Origin of the sequence: Sulfurimonas sp. (genome assembly GCF_028713515.1) — a bacterium.
GTDB lineage: Bacteria > Campylobacterota > Campylobacteria > Campylobacterales > Sulfurimonadaceae > Sulfurimonas.
Window position 1 is genome coordinate 317,342 of sequence record NZ_JAQTOD010000001.1, and the last position, 17,076, is coordinate 334,417.

General features: G+C 34.0%; 15 protein-coding genes. 13 read left to right on the forward strand and 2 right to left on the reverse strand.

Annotated elements, in window-relative coordinates; all coding sequences use genetic code 11:
- Nucleotides 1-134 precede the first annotated feature (134 nt).
- The 8 genes from PHV22_RS01620 (at nt 135) to PHV22_RS01655 (ending at nt 11,523) form a co-directional block, all read left to right on the forward strand.
- Nucleotides 135-935, forward strand: coding sequence for an HlyD family secretion protein (locus tag PHV22_RS01620; RefSeq protein WP_295021305.1), 801 nt, complete (start codon nt 135-137; stop codon nt 933-935).
- 1 nt (nt 936) lies between these two features.
- Nucleotides 937-2,670, forward strand: coding sequence for a molybdopterin-dependent oxidoreductase (locus tag PHV22_RS01625; protein ID WP_295021304.1), 1,734 nt, complete (start codon nt 937-939; stop codon nt 2,668-2,670).
- On the forward strand, nt 2,667-3,851 hold the full coding sequence (locus PHV22_RS01630) for an aspartate aminotransferase family protein (RefSeq protein ID WP_295021302.1): 1,185 nt from the start codon (nt 2,667-2,669) through the stop codon (nt 3,849-3,851). The genes PHV22_RS01625 and PHV22_RS01630 overlap by 4 nt, the downstream gene beginning before the upstream one ends.
- Nucleotides 3,808-5,031 (forward strand): TolC family protein, encoded by a 1,224-nt coding sequence (locus PHV22_RS01635; protein WP_295021300.1) that lies wholly within the window; start codon nt 3,808-3,810, stop codon nt 5,029-5,031. Before PHV22_RS01630 ends, PHV22_RS01635 begins: the two co-directional genes overlap by 44 nt.
- The gene (locus tag PHV22_RS01640; RefSeq protein ID WP_299945301.1) at nt 5,021-6,016 is read left to right on the forward strand and encodes an SAM-dependent methyltransferase; all 996 of its coding nucleotides are present in this window, start codon (nt 5,021-5,023) and stop codon (nt 6,014-6,016) included. The genes PHV22_RS01635 and PHV22_RS01640 overlap by 11 nt, the downstream gene beginning before the upstream one ends.
- Nucleotides 6,017-6,192: 176 nt before the next feature.
- On the forward strand, nt 6,193-7,437 hold the full coding sequence (locus tag PHV22_RS01645; protein ID WP_299945304.1) for a TolC family protein: 1,245 nt from the start codon (nt 6,193-6,195) through the stop codon (nt 7,435-7,437).
- Complete coding sequence (locus PHV22_RS01650; RefSeq protein ID WP_299945307.1) at nt 7,437-8,489, forward strand: efflux RND transporter periplasmic adaptor subunit; 1,053 nt, start codon at nt 7,437-7,439, stop codon at nt 8,487-8,489. Before PHV22_RS01645 ends, PHV22_RS01650 begins: the two co-directional genes overlap by 1 nt.
- A 1-nt stretch (nt 8,490) precedes the next feature.
- Nucleotides 8,491-11,523, forward strand: coding sequence for a CusA/CzcA family heavy metal efflux RND transporter (locus PHV22_RS01655; protein ID WP_299945309.1), 3,033 nt, complete (start codon nt 8,491-8,493; stop codon nt 11,521-11,523).
- A 63-nt stretch (nt 11,524-11,586) separates the two neighbouring features.
- Here the strand turns inward: PHV22_RS01655 and PHV22_RS01660 are convergent, their stop codons facing one another.
- Together PHV22_RS01660 and gatC are read right to left on the reverse strand one after the other, a co-directional pair.
- Entirely contained in the window at nt 11,587-12,669 is a 1,083-nt protein-coding gene (locus tag PHV22_RS01660) for a type IV pilus twitching motility protein PilT (RefSeq protein WP_299945313.1), read from the reverse strand.
- A gap of 98 nt (nt 12,670-12,767) precedes the next feature.
- Nucleotides 12,768-13,058 carry an Asp-tRNA(Asn)/Glu-tRNA(Gln) amidotransferase subunit GatC gene (gatC, locus tag PHV22_RS01665; protein WP_299945316.1) on the reverse strand — a complete coding sequence of 97 codons (291 nt, stop codon included), beginning with the start codon at nt 13,056-13,058 and terminating at the stop codon, nt 12,768-12,770.
- 113 nt (nt 13,059-13,171) lie between these two features.
- Between gatC and PHV22_RS01670 the strand changes: the two genes are divergently transcribed.
- The 5 genes from PHV22_RS01670 to PHV22_RS01690 all read left to right on the forward strand — a co-directional run bounded on the left by PHV22_RS01670 (nt 13,172) and on the right by PHV22_RS01690 (nt 17,013).
- Entirely contained in the window at nt 13,172-13,759 is a 588-nt protein-coding gene (locus PHV22_RS01670; RefSeq protein ID WP_295021294.1) for a hypothetical protein, read from the forward strand.
- Nucleotides 13,746-14,759: a hypothetical protein gene (locus PHV22_RS01675; RefSeq protein ID WP_295021292.1), complete on the forward strand. Its 1,014-nt coding sequence runs from the start codon at nt 13,746-13,748 to the stop codon at nt 14,757-14,759. The genes PHV22_RS01670 and PHV22_RS01675 overlap by 14 nt, the downstream gene beginning before the upstream one ends.
- Before the next feature lie 4 nt (nt 14,760-14,763).
- Entirely contained in the window at nt 14,764-15,591 is an 828-nt protein-coding gene (locus tag PHV22_RS01680; protein ID WP_295021290.1) for a tyrosine-type recombinase/integrase, read from the forward strand.
- Nucleotides 15,592-15,771: 180 nt separating this feature from the next.
- Nucleotides 15,772-16,278, forward strand: a complete 507-nt coding sequence (locus PHV22_RS01685; RefSeq protein ID WP_295021288.1) for a hypothetical protein — start codon at nt 15,772-15,774, stop codon at nt 16,276-16,278.
- Nucleotides 16,279-16,287: 9 nt separating this feature from the next.
- Nucleotides 16,288-17,013 carry a sulfite exporter TauE/SafE family protein gene (locus PHV22_RS01690; RefSeq protein WP_295021286.1) on the forward strand — a complete coding sequence of 242 codons (726 nt, stop codon included), beginning with the start codon at nt 16,288-16,290 and terminating at the stop codon, nt 17,011-17,013.
- Nucleotides 17,014-17,076 lie beyond the last annotated feature (63 nt).

A 17,076-nucleotide genomic window follows, 5' to 3' on the forward strand; every position in this document is an offset into this window, starting at 1 on the left:
AGAAATATTTTTTGAGTTAATATACTTTATTAAATACTGCTTTATAATACCAAAAAAATAAATGGATAATGCTTAAATATTAGTAATGAAGTGGTAAAATCAGCACTAATTATTTATGCTAAAAGGGATTTTGTATGGTTAGAATTTTTATAGCTCTTACTTTTGTGGTTACTTGTTCTTTTGCGAAAGTTTACTATGCGAAAGTTGAGCCATTTGAGCTTAGAAATATATCATCAAGCGTCGCTGGACTGGTTATCAGTGCTGATGAAAATCTAGTCGGCACAAAACTCTCCTCCTCTGCTTTTGTCGTGATAGATTCAGAAGTTGATAGAGAAGAGTTGGGTTACATTCAGAGCAAAATTATCTCCATAAAAGAGATTATAAAAGTTAACGAAAGCGTCTTGTTAAATCTATCTGATACTTTGAGTAAAAAACGAGAAAATTATAAGAAAGTAGAGGGTTTAAAGTTTAAATCCACTGTGGAAAAAGATAAAGAGTTTTATGACCTTGTCTCTAATGAAAATCTATATCTGAGCACAAAAAAAGAGATTGAAAATCTAAAAATACAAATTAGCGATATGAAGCTAAGAGAAGTCCAGCTTCAAAGAACGCTAAGAGATAAAAAAATAAGCGCCAAAGGATTTACTCTTTATGAGTTGCTTGTAAAATCTGGACAGGTGGTTGGAATTTCTACTCCTATTGCAAAAGTTGCAGATGTATCTAAAGCAAAACTTACTCTGTATCTTGATGAGGCGGATGTAGCGAATGCAAAACAAAAAGTTATATATATTGATGGTATTAAAACATCATATAAAATATCAAGATTGCTGAGTATTGCTGATGGTAAAAATATATCAAAATATATGGCACAGATAGTTATAGAGTCTCCAAAGCTATTTTCAAAACTTGTTAAAGTTGAAGTTGAAGATAAATAACATGAAAAAAACTACAGCATGTCCACTGGATTGTTATGACGCATGTGAGATTGTTTATGATGATGGTGTGTTAAAAGGTCTGAAATCCGGACACACTAATGGCTTTTTGTGCCCACATTTAAATCATTATGAAAAGCATCAAATCATAACTAAGCCGAGATATAACGGTATAGAGATAAGTTTAGAAGAAGCTATTGTAAAACTAAAAGAGATAATTTTCTTAACTCAAAAAAGTGAGATATTGCACTATCGTGGCTCTGGAAACTTTGCTCTTATGCAAGAGGTGACTGATCATTTTTTTGCTTCATTTGGAGCAACACTAATAGATGGAACTCTTTGTGACGGAGCAGGGGAAGCTGGGATTATTCAAGGTAGAGGAAGCAATAAAAATATGTCAATCCAAGAGATAGCAAAATCTGAGGTTGTGATATTTTGGGGTAGAAATCCGCACACAACTTCTACTCATCTGCTACCGCTTATTAAAGATAAAACTATTATTGTTATTGATCCTCTTAAAACAAAAATAGCTAAAATTGCTGATTTGTATATTCAGATAAAACCGCGTGGCGATAAGCTTTTAGCAATGCTACTTAGTCGTTTTTTACATATAGAAAATGGTTGTGATATTGAATATTTGGATGAGTATGCAAGTGATTATGAGGAGTATTATGAGCTTACTCAAAGTATAAGAATAAAAGCAACACTAGAGCAGATAGATGTGACACTTGGAGAAGTTGGAGCAGTTTTAGATCTGGTTAGAGGCAAAAGAGTAGCCATCGTTTGTGGTGTAGGCATACAAAAATATAGTGATGGTGCTGATATTATGAGAGCCATCGACGCATTTGCTGTTATGCTGGGGCTTTTTGGTAAGGAGGGCTGTGGCGTGGCATATCTTGGTGAATCAAAAGCTGGAATCACTTCGCCATTTTTTAGAGATGCAAAAAGAGTCTCAAAAGTAGATACTGAATTTTCTGATTACAAAACACTCTTTGTTCAGGGCGCAAATCCACTTTCTCAGATGCCAGATACTCTAAGGGTGCGAAAGTCAATGTCAGGACTACAAAATGTAATCTATTTCGGACTTCATGAAAACGAGACAAGCGAGATAGCAAATCTAGTTATACCCGCTAAGAGTTTTTTGTATAAAAATGACTTGCGGACATCATATTCACACAATGCGATGATGCTTATGCCAAAAGTTGATGAGCGTAAGAGTGGAATTAGCGAGTATGATTTGAGTGCTTATTTGTGTAGAGAGTTTAATATCGAGATAGAAAAAGAGGAGTTTTATATAGATCACTTTAAAAATTTTGCTATTAAGAAAATGGACGGCGTCTTCTATGTAGAAAGCAGGGAAGAGATACCGTATCAAGATGGTTTTGACACAAAAAATGGCAAGTTTTTATTTCTAGAAGAGTTTGAAATAGGAATGGATACAAATGAAAAGTTCCATCTTATAACACCAAAGAGTCAAACCAGTCTAAACTCGCAGTTCAACAGGGAAAATTGTGTCTATCTGCACAACTCTTTAGGATTTAGTGAGGGTGAAGTTGTTACAATTAGCTCCATAAATGGAAGCGTCGAATTAAGAGTAAAAAATAGTAGCGATTTGAGGCCCGATACTATTATGATTTATAGTGGTACTAAGGGTGTAAATAATTTAACAACTTCAAAGCACAGCGAAGATGGAAAAAGTGCAATATTTCAAGAAAACAGGGTAGAGATAAAAAGATGAACAACATAAAAGATTTAGATAAAAATTTCGTTTTGCCAACTTATGCAAGAGCAGATGTTGAGTTTGTGAGTGGTGATAATGCAAGGCTTACTGATGCCAATGGAAAAAAGTACATAGACTTTGCTTCAGGTATAGCGGTTTGTAGTGTAGGACACGCAAATAAAAGAGTAAATGATGCAATTTGTAAACAACTCTCAAATATAACACACACTTCAAATCTCTACTATATAGCGCCACAAGCGCGTGCGGCACAAAAGATAGTTGAGGCTAGTGGATATGACATGATGTGTTTCTTTGGAAACAGCGGAGCAGAGGCAAATGAGGGTGCAATCAAGATAGCTAGAAAGTTTGGTGAAAAAGATGGCGAACTAAAGAGGTACAAAGTAATAACGCTTCAACACTCTTTTCATGGAAGAACTATTACAACCGTAAAAGCAACTGGACAAGAGAAGATGCATAACTATTTTGGACCTTATCCTGATGGTTTTGTGTATGCAGATGATATAGACCATGTTGCGAGTTTGGTAGATGACCACACTTGTGCCGTTATGATAGAGCTTGTTCAAGGAGAGGGAGGAGTTCAACCACTAGATAAAGAGTCAGTTCAAAAACTTGCAAAATTTTTAAAAGAAAAAGATGTTCTTTTGATGATTGATGAGGTTCAAACTGGAGTTTATAGAACAGGGAAGTTTTTGGCATCTAACTACTATGACATCAAGCCTGATGTTGTAACACTTGCAAAAGGTTTAGGTGGTGGCGTTCCAATAGGTGTTGTTATGACAACTCTAAAAGATATTTTTAGTGCAGGAGACCATGGTTCAACTTTTGGTGGTAATTTCTTAAGCTCAAGCGCTGCTTGTGAAGTTGTGGACATTTTAAATGAGATGTATGAGAGCAGAGAGTTACAAAAAGGTATAGACTATTTTGACGCTGAATTAGAGAAATTTTATGACTCATGCAGAGATATTTTTACATCAAAAGTGGGCATCGGTATGATGTGTGGTTTGCGTGTAAAAGATGCTGACACTTTAACTAAAATCATCACAAATGCAAGAGAAGAGGGCGTTATAGTTTTAAAAGCAGGGCGTGATACGCTGAGACTTTTACCAGCTTTAACAATTACAAAAGAGGAAATAGATGAAGGTTTTAAAGCCCTTAATCGCGCTCTTAGTTCTATATAGCACTCAGATTTTTGCGCAGGAGAAGTACGATAATTTAGAAAATTATCTCTCCAAAGATAAGCAGGATTATTATAAACTAGAGCGTGAAAAAACTAAATCTAGCAGTGATAAGCTAAGAAACTCTTGGATTTCTCCTGTGATGCTCAACTACAACTATGGCGTTAGTGGGGCGTATGATGCAGATACGGTTACGAAAAAAACTTCCATAACTATTGATCAACCTATATTTCAAAGTGGCGGGATATATTTTGGAATCAAGTTCGCAGAGGCATCTAGAACTTACTCCAAATACTCAGTTGATGTTGCAAAAAGAAAACTAATTAAAGATGCTATCTCTCTTTTGATGCAGATAAAACAGAGCGATATGAATATAAAAAAACAGCAACTTTTGATTAAAAATTCAGAAATATCTCTTGCTCAAAAAAAAGAGGATTATCTAAATGGTCAGCTTGATTCTGGCTTTTTAAATAGCGCAATCATAGATAGGAATGTTGTGATTCAGGCTCTTTTTGACATAGAAGCCAGCAAAGAGAGAGCTGTTTCAAAGTTTTGTACTATAAGTGATTTGAGTTACCAAGATGCAATTTTGCCGCATCTAGAGCTTATTAGTGAAGATAAATTTTTAGCAAACAACATCTCTTATAAACTTTCAAAAAGTTTAACAGAAAAAAATAGATATGCTAAAAATATTACCACTTCAAAATACCTTCCATCTATAAATGTATATGGTGGATATAATTGGGATAAGATTGAGAATCTTAATTTTGGTGGCGTAACTATGGGTGGTGGAAGTACGGATTATGCAAATTATGGCTTCAAAATTTCTATGCCACTAAATATAAATAGCTCAGACGATATACAAACGGCAAAGCTAGAGTATCTGGAGTCAAAAATATTAGAAACAGACAAAAAAAGAGAGCTCTCTGCTATGTTTGAGCAGGTTATGCAGAATATTGAGAGTTTCCAGAAGAAAAAACAGTTAAGTATTGAAAATATAGACATGTATAGCGAGCTACTTCTCGATACAAAAGAGCTATATAAGGCTGGCTATAAAACACAATATGATGTAGAGATTTTAGAAAATTCAGTGGAGATTGCTAGACTTAACTCTATGATTTTCGACTTAGATAAGCAGCTAGAGTTGCTGTCACTTTATGAGATGTACACAGATGAAGTTTAGTGAGTATATGAACCAATGGCTTTATGGCGAAAATGGCTATTATATGACATATAAGAGTATAGGAAAAGATGGCGACTTTTATACTGCTGTAAGTAGTAGTAAATTTTTTGGTGGAACTATTGCAAATCACATCATAAGGTTAGTTGATGAGGGATTTTTAGCTAAAGATGGAACTGTCTGCGAGATTGGCGCCCATCATGGCTATTTCTTGGCGGATATCGTTGAGTTTATATATACACTCAGACCAGAACTTCTAAAAACTCTTGATTTTGTAATCATCGAGCGATACGACTCACTAAAAGATTTTCAAATAAACTATTTCCAAGAGAGCTTCGGCGATGTTGTAAAATTAACACATTATAAATCTTTAAAAGAGTTAAAGTGCAACAATGCCTTCTTTGTGGCAAATGAGATATTTGATGCTTTTCCTTGCGAGCTGTATTACAAAGGTAAGTGTGCTAGAGTTGAGAGACATGAGATAATTTTTGATATTGATGATAGTTTTACAGAAGAAAAAACTAAAAAATACTATAAAGATAGAGGCGAGATTGCCATAGGTTATGAAGAGTTTGCAAAAGATATGGCAGCCTCATGTAAGAAGTTTGAGTTTATGAGTTTTGATTATGGGGAGATGAGTGCCAGACCAGATTTTTCAATTAGAGTATATGCAAAACATAATGTAATTCCATTTTTTGATGAAAAAATAAACCGCGCTGAATTGTTTGCAAATTCTGATATAACTTATGATGTGACCTTTGAACATGTAAAAGATGCATTTGTTAGTGCAAGTGTTGAGTTTTTAGAGTTAAAAGCCCAAATGACAGCACTTGTTAACATGGGGATTTTAGATCTATTAGAGATATTGAAAGAAAAATCAGATGAGAAGATATACAAGCAAGAACTGGAAAAAGTAAAAATATTAATAATGCCAAATTTTTTAGGCGAGCGTTTTAAGATGATAAAGTTTAGACAAAATAGATTATAAATCTATTTAGCATTGTTATATGTATTTTCTAATATAAATGTAGTTCATAAAATAAATTACATAGGTTGTGTGGATAGAATGAATATATGTATATTATGGTTTTTACTATCTATTTACTAATTTCATTTGTGGTCTGATATCATTGCGCTAAGAATTATTTTTTTAAAGGCACATATTTGAGAATTATTTATTTTTTATTGTTGCTATTGTTAATTGTTCCATCTCTATTTGGAGAGACTTTTAGTTTTGATGCTGCCGTTAAACAATATCTGGAACATAGTGTTGAGCTCAAAATTGCTCGGCAAGAGGCTGATAAATCTTATGCTGACCTTACAACGGCAAAAGAACACCCAAATCCTACTCTTAATATTTCAAATGAGTATATGAAGCTTAGCAAGAAATCTACCGATGCTTCAGCTGGTACTGGAATGAGTCCAAGTATCTTGTTGGTTCATACATATGAGACAGCAGATAAGCGTCAACGAAGGATTGATTTAGCGCATCGCTCTATAGCGTTTAGCGGATTACTATATGACGATATTGTTAGAAAAAATTTAAGAACTTTAGTTGATGCTTATTATGGAGTATTAAATGATCAAAATGATTTAGCGGATGGGAAAGAGAACGCAAAGGATTATGCGAAAATAGTTGCTGTTGCAAAAGCTAAATTTGATAGAGGTTTTTTATCGCAAGTAGATTATCAAAAAATATTACTTCAAGAAATTGATTATGCAAAAGATGTGGAAAATAGCGCTCTTTCTTTGGCGGTGGATCGTGAAAATCTTGCTTTTATGCTGGCCCTTCCATCATCAGAAATTATTGCAATTGCACCATCAAGTGCTATAAACACTATTGAGCCACTTGAAAAATATTTAGATAGAATAAATGAGCGAACAGACTATAAGGCAGCAAAAGAGAATTTATTGATAACTGAAGCAACGCTAAAACTTGAAAAAGCCAATGCTGTACCAAATATAAGTTTTGGTATTGATTACTCTTCTTATGGACCAAATTACGAACCTTTGGTTGGCATTAGTGCTTCTATTCCTCTTGCTATTTTTGACCACAATGAGGGAACTATAGAAAAAGCTCGCATTGGAGTTCTTCAAGCTGTTAGCCTCTCAAATAGGGCACTTGATGCCGCTAAGATGGAAATTATTCAAAGTTACAAAACCGTTCAATCATATATTAAAATATATAATGCAATGAGAGATGGATTTAGTTCTGCAAAAGAGTTAAAAGAAAAAGAAGAAAAGATTTTTGCTCTTAAGGGAATGTCAGTATTAGAACTAATCGATGCTCAAAAAAGTTATCGTGACTATCAAAGGAAAATGAATCAAGCTTTTGTTGATTTGCATGGTGCGTATGCCCTCTTAAAACTCAATTCAGAACTATTTTTAAAAGAATTTAAAGGAAATTAATGCGATTTATATTACTTGCTCTATCTTACACTGCTTTGTTTATATTGTTTTCTGGATGTCAAAAAGGGAGTGCTGAATCAAAAGAAATTGTATCTATAAAACCAACAATTACAACAGTATTGCCAAAATATGGCAAATTTAGTAGTGAGGTAAAAGCAACTGCTTCTGTGCAACCTTCTCCTGATGGAATAATATCAATAGTTTCACCAATATCGGGTGTTGTTGATGTATTGCATGTTGGTATAGGCGATAAAATTTCTAAAAACTCATCACTTGTTGCTATTCGTTCTTCTGATGTTAGTGATATTCAAAACAGCCGTTTGTCCGCTGAGGCTGCCTACACTCAAGCAAATCACCTCTACTCTATGAATACAGAACTCTTTAAAATAGGGGCTATAACTGCAAACGACCTAAGTATATCTAAAAGTAATGCGGAACAAGCAAAAGCACTTCTCAACGGTTTCATACAAAAATTAAATTATATTGGAGCTTCATCGGGACAAACTTTAATGGTTCGTTCTCCTATTAATGGAGTTGTATATGAAATTAACGCCCATATAGGTGATAAAGTATCTAATGATTCTGCGCAACAACTTTTAAAAATTGCAAATATTCATAAAAAAATAATTGTTGCAACTGTATATGAAAAAGATTTATCGGCATTTTTTGTAGGAAAAAAAGTTATTATAAAAAGTTTAGAAGGAAAGCGAAGTATTGAGGGGAAGGTTACATATATCAGTGATGTATTGGATCCTGAAAATAAAACAAATAAGGTTTATATTAAACCTTTGGTTGATATTCCAGAGTTACGCATTAATATGTTTGTAGATGTGCTTTCTAATATTGAAATAGAAGATGCATTTTCAATTCCCAAGAAATCTTTACTTTTTAAAGAAGGAAAATTTATTGTATTTGTCAAAAAAAATGATGCATTTGTTCCTACAACAGTAACTCTAGCTAGTGATGATCCCAAAGATGATTTCTCGCTTATAAAGGGACTTTCAAAAAAAGTAGAGATTGCTAAAGAGGCAATCTCTTTGGATAAAGAGTAACATGCAAAGGTTAGCCAATTTTTTTATAAAAAATTTTCTTGCCGTATTGCTTTTTACTGCTATTGCTGTTGCTGTGAGCATATTGATTGTTCGTGATCTCAATATTGAAGCATTTCCAGATCCTGCACCACCTATTTTAGAGATTGTAACCACAAATGAAGGGCATTCTGCTGAAGAGATAGAAAAACAGATTACTGCACCGTTAGAGATTGCACTAGCCGGTATGCCTGGACTTGATAATGTTAATAGTGTTTCATTATATGGGCTATCTGATATTAAATGTAAATTTTCTTATGATGTGTCCTATAAAGATGCTCGTCAAGAGGTTTTAAATCGGCTTGCCCAAGCAGATTTGCCAGTAGGGGTAACTCCAGAGATTATTCCAAGCGCTATTGGTGAAATCATGCGTTATCAAGTTAAGGGAAATCGCAGCATGACTGAACTGCGTACTTACCAAGACTGGGTTGTGTCACGATATCTGAAAACTGTTCCAAATATTGCTGATATTGGGAGTTACGGAGGTACAATAAAAGCATATTCTGTTGTTGTTCGCCCAGATGATTTGGTTAAATATAAAATTTCATTAAGCACAGTTATTGAAGCACTCTCTAAAAGTAATGTTAATGTTGGAGGTCGCGTATTAGAGTTTGGAGATCAATATTATACAATCCGAGGAGTGGGTCTTATAAAGACCGTTAAAGATATTGAAAATACTATTGTAGCTACCATTGCCAATCACCCTATTTTTGTTAAAAATATTGCAGATGTTTCAATCTCTGCAATGCCGCGTACAGGTCTTGTGGGCTTGGATAAGAGCAATGATATTGTTATGGGTGTTGTTGTTCTTCGTAAAAATGCACCGAGTGTAGCTGCAATGGATGAATTGCATAGAAAGATTGACGAACTTAATAATGGAATACTTCCAAAAGATATCAAAGTCGTCCCTTTTTATGACCGCCAAGATTTACTTCACACTGTTGTGGATAAGCTTAAAGAAACAGCTTCCGTCGGTATGATTCTAGTATTTGTTGTTATTCTTATTTTCTTGGGTGATTTGCGTGCAGCATTAATTGTGGCAGCAATTATTCCAATGTCTCTTCTTTATACACTTGCGTTGATGGCTTACCAGCATGAGTCAGCGAATCTTTTGTCTTTAGGCGCTATAGATTTTGGAATTATTGTTGATATCCCTCTTATTGTTATTGAAAATTATTTCCGTTTAAAGCATCAAGGTCGTGAGCATACTTTTGCTATTTTGGAGACTGCAAGTGAAGTTGGTAAGCCAATTATGTTTGCCATCCTTATTATTTTCCTTGCATTTATTCCGCTTTTTGCCATGAAGGGAGCTGAATCTCAAATCTTTCTTCCTATGGCTAAAACATATGTTTATGCAATCGCTTTTGCGTTTATTTTAACATTTAGTTTTCTTTTGGCTAGCAAGTTTAGTTTCTTGGTTAATTCGCATGAGAGAGTGTCGCCAATTCTTGAGCGGTTAAAAGAAAAATATATGCAAAGTGTTTCAAGAATTACTAGTAAAATGGCACTTATCGCAACTGGAGTTATTTTTGCACTTACAATTTTGATAGGTACAACTCTAGGTTCTGAATTCTTACCTAAAATGGATGAAGGAAATCTCTATATCCGCGCTATCTTTCCATACTCCATAAGTCTTAATAAAAGTTATGAAAATTCCAAAAAAATGCGTGATATTTTGGCAAAATATCCAGAAGTAAAAACAATTGAATTTCAGGCAGGTCGCCCTGAGGATGGAACAGATCCAACAGGACCATTTAATACTGAGTATTTTGTAAAACTTAAAGATTACAAAGATTGGCATCGTGGCATTAGTAAAGAAGAGCTAGAAAAAGAAATTCGCCAAGCACTGCGCACTTCATTTCCAATAGCAGATATTAGTGTGTCACAGTACATAGAGGATAATCTTGCAGAAGCAATGTCTGGCGTAAAAGGTGAAAATTCAATAAAAATTTTCGGAGATGATTTATTTATTCTTGATCGTCTCGCAAAAGAGATTGAATCCAAAATAAAGAAAATTGATGGTGTAATTGATGTTGGAATTTTTAAAGAAACGGGACAACCGAGCCTTATTATAGAAGCAAACCGTGAAAGAGCAGCTTTATATGGAGTTGATGTTCAAGAGCTAATGGATGTTATTTCGTCATCATTGGATGGTCGAGCAATAACTAAAATCATTGAACAGGATAAACGATTTGATCTTGTGGTCCGTTTTCCAGATTATTATAGAAAAAGTATTGAAAACATAAAGGACATCCCTATTGTTCTTGAAAATGGCGGTATAGTGCCACTCTCAAAAATTACTGAAATTTATTATGATACGGGAGCTTCATTTATTTATCGTGAGAATTTTAAACGCTTAATACCTATTAAATTTGCAGTTGCTTCCAATGATTTATCTGGAACTGTAGCTAAAGTTCAAGATGTTATTAGGACGGTTAAAATGCCAGAAGGGTATCTTACTAGTCTATCAGGACGATTTGAACAAATGCAGAGTGCTTTTGGGCGTTTAAAAGTTATGACACCTTCTGCACTATTTTTAATAACATTAGTGCTTTTTATCTATTTTGGATCACTTAGAAATACTTTTATAATATTGACTGCAGCTCTCTTTTCTGTTTTTGGCGGTCTTATATTTTTAATGTTCCTTGGTCAATCCCTTAGTGTTTCCGCATCGGTAGGTTTTATATCAATCCTTGGGGTTAGTATTCTTAATGCTTCCATCTTTGTCATACATTATCTTCAACTGCGCGACAATGGACAAAATATGGAAATGGCTATTTTTAAGACCGCTTCAGATAAGTTTAGAGCAATTTTAATGACTGGACTAACTGCTTCAATTGGATTGCTTCCTGCAACGCTGGCAACGGGCGTAGGTTCACAAGTACAAAAACCATTAGCAATTGTTGTTGTTGGGGGAATGCTGATAGGAACTTTTATATTATTGATGTTAATGCCGGCGCTTTTGCAATATGTGAAGCATGACACCGCTAAAAACTAGAGTATTTCCATTTTTAAGTGGAAATACCAATGAGATAATTGGAATTTTTATATTATTTTGAAGCTAGAGTGCAGCTATTATCTTCATTAACTCTTCCGGTCTATTTGAGCTTTTAATGGCGGTTTCTTTTGATATAACCCTTTTTTGTAGAAGTGTTATAAGTTCATCAGTTTGTGTGGTCATATGCGTCTCAGCTTGGTTTAGTTGCATTTGAGAGTAAATCTGATGAACTTTATCTTCTCTAATAATATTTTGAATAGCTGGATTTGTAATTAATACCTCTTGTGTTGAGACGATTCCACCGCCGATTCTTGGCATAAGAGATTGAGAAATAATTGCGATAAGAGAGGATGAGAGTTGGGCTCTAACTTGAGCTTGTTCACCCGCATCAAAAACATCTATAATACGATTTATGGTTGCAGGTGCTGAATTTGTGTGTAGTGTTCCAAATACGATATGCCCAGTTTCGGCCGCCGTTAGTGCCGCTGAAATAGTCTCCTTATCTCTCATCTCACCGATAAGTATAACATCTGGATCTTGTCTTAGTGCAAATTTTAGTGCTGTTGCAAATGAAGCAGTGTTGTCGCCAACTTCTCTTTGCGAAAAGAGTGATTTGATGTTGCTGTGAACAAATTCAACTGGGTCCTCGATTGTTATAATATGTTTGTTTTCAGTTAGATTAATCTCATGCAACATTGAAGCTAGTGTAGTCGATTTACCACTACCAGTTGGTCCAGTTACTAAAATAAGCCCTTTTTCTTTTTTTACAAGCTCTTTAAAGATTGGGTTGTTGTTAAATTTTTCAAGTGGTGGTATCTCGATTGGAATCATACGAAACGCACATGCAATCCCTCCGATAGTACGATAGTAGTTTGCGCGGAAACGACCAACATCTTCTAATTCAAAAGAGAAGTCAAGTTCATTTTTATCTTCAAATATCTTTTTTTGCTTATCTTCAATAAGAGAATAAGCCATCTCTTCAACCTCTTTCGCGGTCAATATGGGCAAATTTAGCGGCTTCAGTGCCTTGTCTATTCTTATCTGTGGTTCACTGCCTGGAACAAGGTGCAAGTCTGAAGACTTAAAATGTAGAACACTTTTTAATAATTTTTTTATATCAATAGATTTTTTTACCTCTTCACTCACAATAATCCCTTTTTTTGTTTTTTACTAAAGTTTTATTTTCTATATCTAAAGAATTAAATTTATTATATCCTACTACATGTTTAAAACAAGCTTTGCTGTTACTCTATAATTTTTGGAACAATAAAAAAATTATCCTGAGATAGTGGCGCATTTTTAAGTATATTTTCGTTTATTGTACCATCTAATTGTACTGTATCTTCTCTTAGATGCGTAGCTTCATTGCCCACAGCAAATTTGCTATCAATCTCATTTGTATTTAATTCACTTAAATTATCAACAAAGTTAACAATCTCTGATAGTTGAGTTATAATCTGCTCTCTTTTATCATCAGAAATTTTTAAAAATGATAATTTTTCTAATTTTGTCAACAACGCGTCATCTACTTGCATATATAATCCTTATTTTGATGATAGAATTTTAACTAAAAAATCCATCTAATTGATGTAACTTTAACAAACTATGCGATACTATTTTGAATATTTTATAGATAGAGGAATGTTTTTTGAGCTTAAAAGATAATATTAATATGGTAAAAGAAGAGCTAAGCTCTGAAGAGAAATTTTTTGAAAAAGCGATAGTCACTGAGAGATTTATTAAGAAATATAAAAAACCAATGATTGCTTTAGTTGTTATGGTTATTTTGTTTATTGGTGTAAATATTGCCTATGAGATAAATAAAAATACTAAAATTAGAGATGCAAATATAGCACTAGATAGTCTTCTTTTAAATCCAAAAGATGGCGATGTTTCAAATGATTTGAAATCTTTAAGTCCCAATCTTTATGAAGTGTGGAGTTTTTCGCAAGCAGTTGCAAATAAAGATTTAACAACTATGAAGAAATTAGAAAACTCACAAGCACCACTAATTGGAGATTTGGCTAAATATGAGCTGGCAAATAGTGTATCTTCTCTTGATGAGTACGCTTCGACACAAGGCGCTATATTCAAAGATTTAGCGCTAATTAGAAGTGCAATTATGTTGATGAATGAAAATAAAATAGAAGACGCTCATAACAAACTTCTAAAAATACCAAAAGAGTCACCTTTAAGTAAAACAGCAAAGGCTCTTCTTCACTATGGCGTTAAGTAAAATTTTAAAGTTAATATATCTAGCATTTGTCGTAGCTGCTGCTATATTACTTAGTGCATGTAGCTCGAAAGAGATATATAAACCAAAGCTTATCTCTGGGAGTTGGGAAAATCACGGTAAAAGTGATGTTGTAATCAAAAAAATCGCTCAAGATGCTGCGTTAATTGAAGATAATAGGGTGTTGGCGCTAGATGTGGAGCAGAAGGTACACATATCTAAAAATGATAATTTAATAAGCTATAGTGATGGCTGGGTTATTAGCGCAGATATCGATGGAAATACAACACTGCATAATTTAGCAGATTTAAATAAAACTCAAAAATTTAGTCTAAAAAGAACAATAGCATCTGCGAGCGTAAAAGATGACACTCTTGCGGTACTTTTCTCAAACAATGAAATGGCTCTATATTCAATCTCAACTAAAGCAATGATTTTAAAGGAGAACGGTGATGCGCCAATTGCTGTAAATTCAAAAATTGTAAAACCATACTTTAAAGATGATTTGGTAACTTTTTCAACTCTAGATGGAAAAATTGTTATTATAAACGCTAAAACAAAAAAGAAATTAAGAACAATTGTTGTTAGTGGAGAAGAGCAGTTTAACAATATTATCTATTTTGATATAGTTGATAACAAAATTATTGCGGCGACTGGATATAAGATACTCTCTCTAGCAGAAAAAGAGATTAGAGTTGCATATGATATTAGAGGCGCAGTGAGTGATAAAGAAAATATTTTTATAACCACTAAACAGGGTGAGGTTATCTCTCTTACGCCAGAACTTAAAGAAAATGCAAAGATAAAATTCCCTTTTGCGCATCTTTTAGGTATAGTAAATAGCGGTGACAAACTATACCTTTTAGAAAAAAGTGGTTATGTTATAGAAGTTGCTAAAAATCTACTTGAGTATAGAGTTTATAAGGTAAGCATTGATGATGGGTATATATATCTATCAGGTAAAGTTTTTTATATAAATAACCAGTATATCTCAGCAGAGTAGCCTATTGTCTAATGAGCTAGAAGCTTTTATAGAGTACATTAGCGTTATACGAGCCTTAAGCAAGAAGAGCATAGAGGCATATAAAAGTGATTTACTCGCTTTGGAGCATGGACTCAATAGACCACTTGTAAAGCTAGACTCGAGTACTCTCTTTGGTTTTTTGGGGGTCTACAAAAATAAAAGAACACTAAACAGAAAGCTCTCTTCAGTAAATGCTTTTTTTGATTTTTGCTATAAAAATCAATTTTCAGATGAAAAAACAAAGCTAAAATTTTCCAAAATAGCTAAATTACTGCCTAAATTTTTATCATACAAAGAGATACAAACATCACTTGATTTGATTGATAGAAACTCATGGATTGGGGCTAGAGACTATGCTTTAATTTTATTTTTATATGCAACAGGAGCTAGGATTAGTGAGTGCTTGGCTTTAAAGAGAGATGATATAGATGGCGATTGGCTTCATATACGAGAAACAAAAGGTGATAAAGAGAGAATGGTTCCGGTTGCTAAAGTTGCAATAAGTGCAGTTGAGCTTTATATGCAGGCAAGAGAGAGTAAAAATGAGTATATCTGGTGTAACTACAAAGGCGAAAAACTTAGCAGAATCTCTGCATATAAAATAACTCAAAAACATTTAGGAGTCTCTCCGCATGTGCTTCGCCACTCTTATGCGACATCGCTTATTTCTGGTGGAGCAGACTTAAGGATAGTGCAAGAGTTGCTTGGTCATGCTTCGCTTTTAACGACACAAATATATACTCATATACAAAAAGAGAATCTAAAAGAGACAGTAGAAGTCTGTCATCCGATGGCAAAAATTGATTTTTAATACCTCCTTATTGCTAGAAATTATCTATCTATTTAAGGTAAGAAATGAGAAATAGTATATTTTCAAAACTATTTCTAAAATCACTATTTTTTATTCAAAACAATTATGCCACACATTCTGATGTAGTGCAGATATGACACTTTTTATATAAATTTTCTAAAAAATCATGGAGATAATTAGATGAAAAAGAGACTTGCGCCCTTTATGATTATTACTATAATATCAATAGCTATTGTTGCTACATTTTTATCCCTCGCATCTGTAAAAAAATTTATTGTTACCAAAGATGGTGATTTAGCGCAGCTCCCCATTGCTATGCAGATAGATACATTTCAGGATGGCGATTGTGGTATGGTTATAAATGACCTAAAAGATGCTTCACAAGTTATATCAAAAAGTGGAAAAGTTTGGTTTTTTCATGACCACGGTGGAATGGCGAAGTGGCTAGAAGACAAAGAGTTTAAAGATGGTGCAAAAATATGGGTTATGAGTAGAGATACAAAAAAATGGATAGATGGCAGAGTGGCTCACTACTCATTGAGTGATAAAACGGCTATGGGAAATGGATTTGGAGCTTATGAAAATAGTAGAGAAGAGTATGTTGATTTTGATACAATGCGACTTAAGATGTTAAGGGGAGAGACGCTTCGTAATCCACTTATAAGAAAACAACTCTCAGGAAAATAGCAAAATAGTATGGAAACCGTAAATATATTAACAATTATAAGCATAGCTTTTCTTGGCTCTTTTGGGCACTGCATCGGGATGTGTGGCGGAATTGTTTTGGCATATTCAACCATAAAGATTGAGCCAAAAAGCTCTAAAGTATCTCAAGGAGTAGCGCATCTGCTTTACTCTTTTGGCAGAGTTTTTACATACACGATTCTCGGCGCAATATTTGGAGCGCTCGGTGGCGTGGTAACTTTTAGCAACAATGCAAATGGAGTACTTTTTCTAGTAGCAGGTTTAGCTATGATTCTTGCAGGACTCTCTCTCATGGGAAAGATAAAGTTTTTAACTCTAATAGAACACTCTTTTTCGTCATCATCTATATATAAAGAAGCCTTTAGAGCAGTTCTTAACTCTCACTCAAATTCCAGCTTTTTTATACTTGGAATGTTAAATGGACTGCTGCCGTGTGGGTTTGTTTACTTTTTTGCAATCACTGCTGCAAGTACGGCAAGCCCATTTTATGGAGCGTTTGTGATGATGATTTTTGGGCTGAGTACCACTCCTGCAATGTTTTCTCTTGGCTTTTTAACAACTCTCTCAAGTGCTACAAACTTTAGAAATATGATGATGAGCTTATCCTCTTTTGCTGTAATAATATATGGTGTATTTACTGTCTATAAGGGATACGACTATATAACAAGACCAACAAAATCTATTACAGAGTGTCATGTTAACAGTAAGCTTAACTAGCCTTATGTATCTATGTGTACATAATTTGTTGAGTCTGGTATAAGTAAGTTGATGATATAATAA

Bases quoted from the DNA above. Each gene is read 5' to 3' on its own strand.
- PHV22_RS01620 (WP_295021305.1), top strand. From the start codon at position 135: ATGGTTAGAATTTTTATAGCTCTTACTTTTGTGGTTACTTGTTCTTTT.
- PHV22_RS01625 (WP_295021304.1), top strand. From the start codon at position 937: ATGAAAAAAACTACAGCATGTCCACTGGATTGTTATGACGCATGTGAG.
- PHV22_RS01630 (WP_295021302.1), top strand. From the start codon at position 2,667: ATGAACAACATAAAAGATTTAGATAAAAATTTCGTTTTGCCAACTTAT.
- PHV22_RS01635 (WP_295021300.1), top strand. From the start codon at position 3,808: ATGAAGGTTTTAAAGCCCTTAATCGCGCTCTTAGTTCTATATAGCACT.
- PHV22_RS01640 (WP_299945301.1), top strand. From the start codon at position 5,021: ATGAAGTTTAGTGAGTATATGAACCAATGGCTTTATGGCGAAAATGGC.
- PHV22_RS01650 (WP_299945307.1), top strand. From the start codon at position 7,437: ATGCGATTTATATTACTTGCTCTATCTTACACTGCTTTGTTTATATTG.
- PHV22_RS01655 (WP_299945309.1), top strand. From the start codon at position 8,491: ATGCAAAGGTTAGCCAATTTTTTTATAAAAAATTTTCTTGCCGTATTG.
- gatC (WP_299945316.1), bottom strand. From the start codon at position 13,058: ATGCAAGTAGATGACGCGTTGTTGACAAAATTAGAAAAATTATCATTT.
- PHV22_RS01675 (WP_295021292.1), top strand. From the start codon at position 13,746: ATGGCGTTAAGTAAAATTTTAAAGTTAATATATCTAGCATTTGTCGTA.
- PHV22_RS01685 (WP_295021288.1), top strand. From the start codon at position 15,772: ATGAAAAAGAGACTTGCGCCCTTTATGATTATTACTATAATATCAATA.
- PHV22_RS01690 (WP_295021286.1), top strand. From the start codon at position 16,288: ATGGAAACCGTAAATATATTAACAATTATAAGCATAGCTTTTCTTGGC.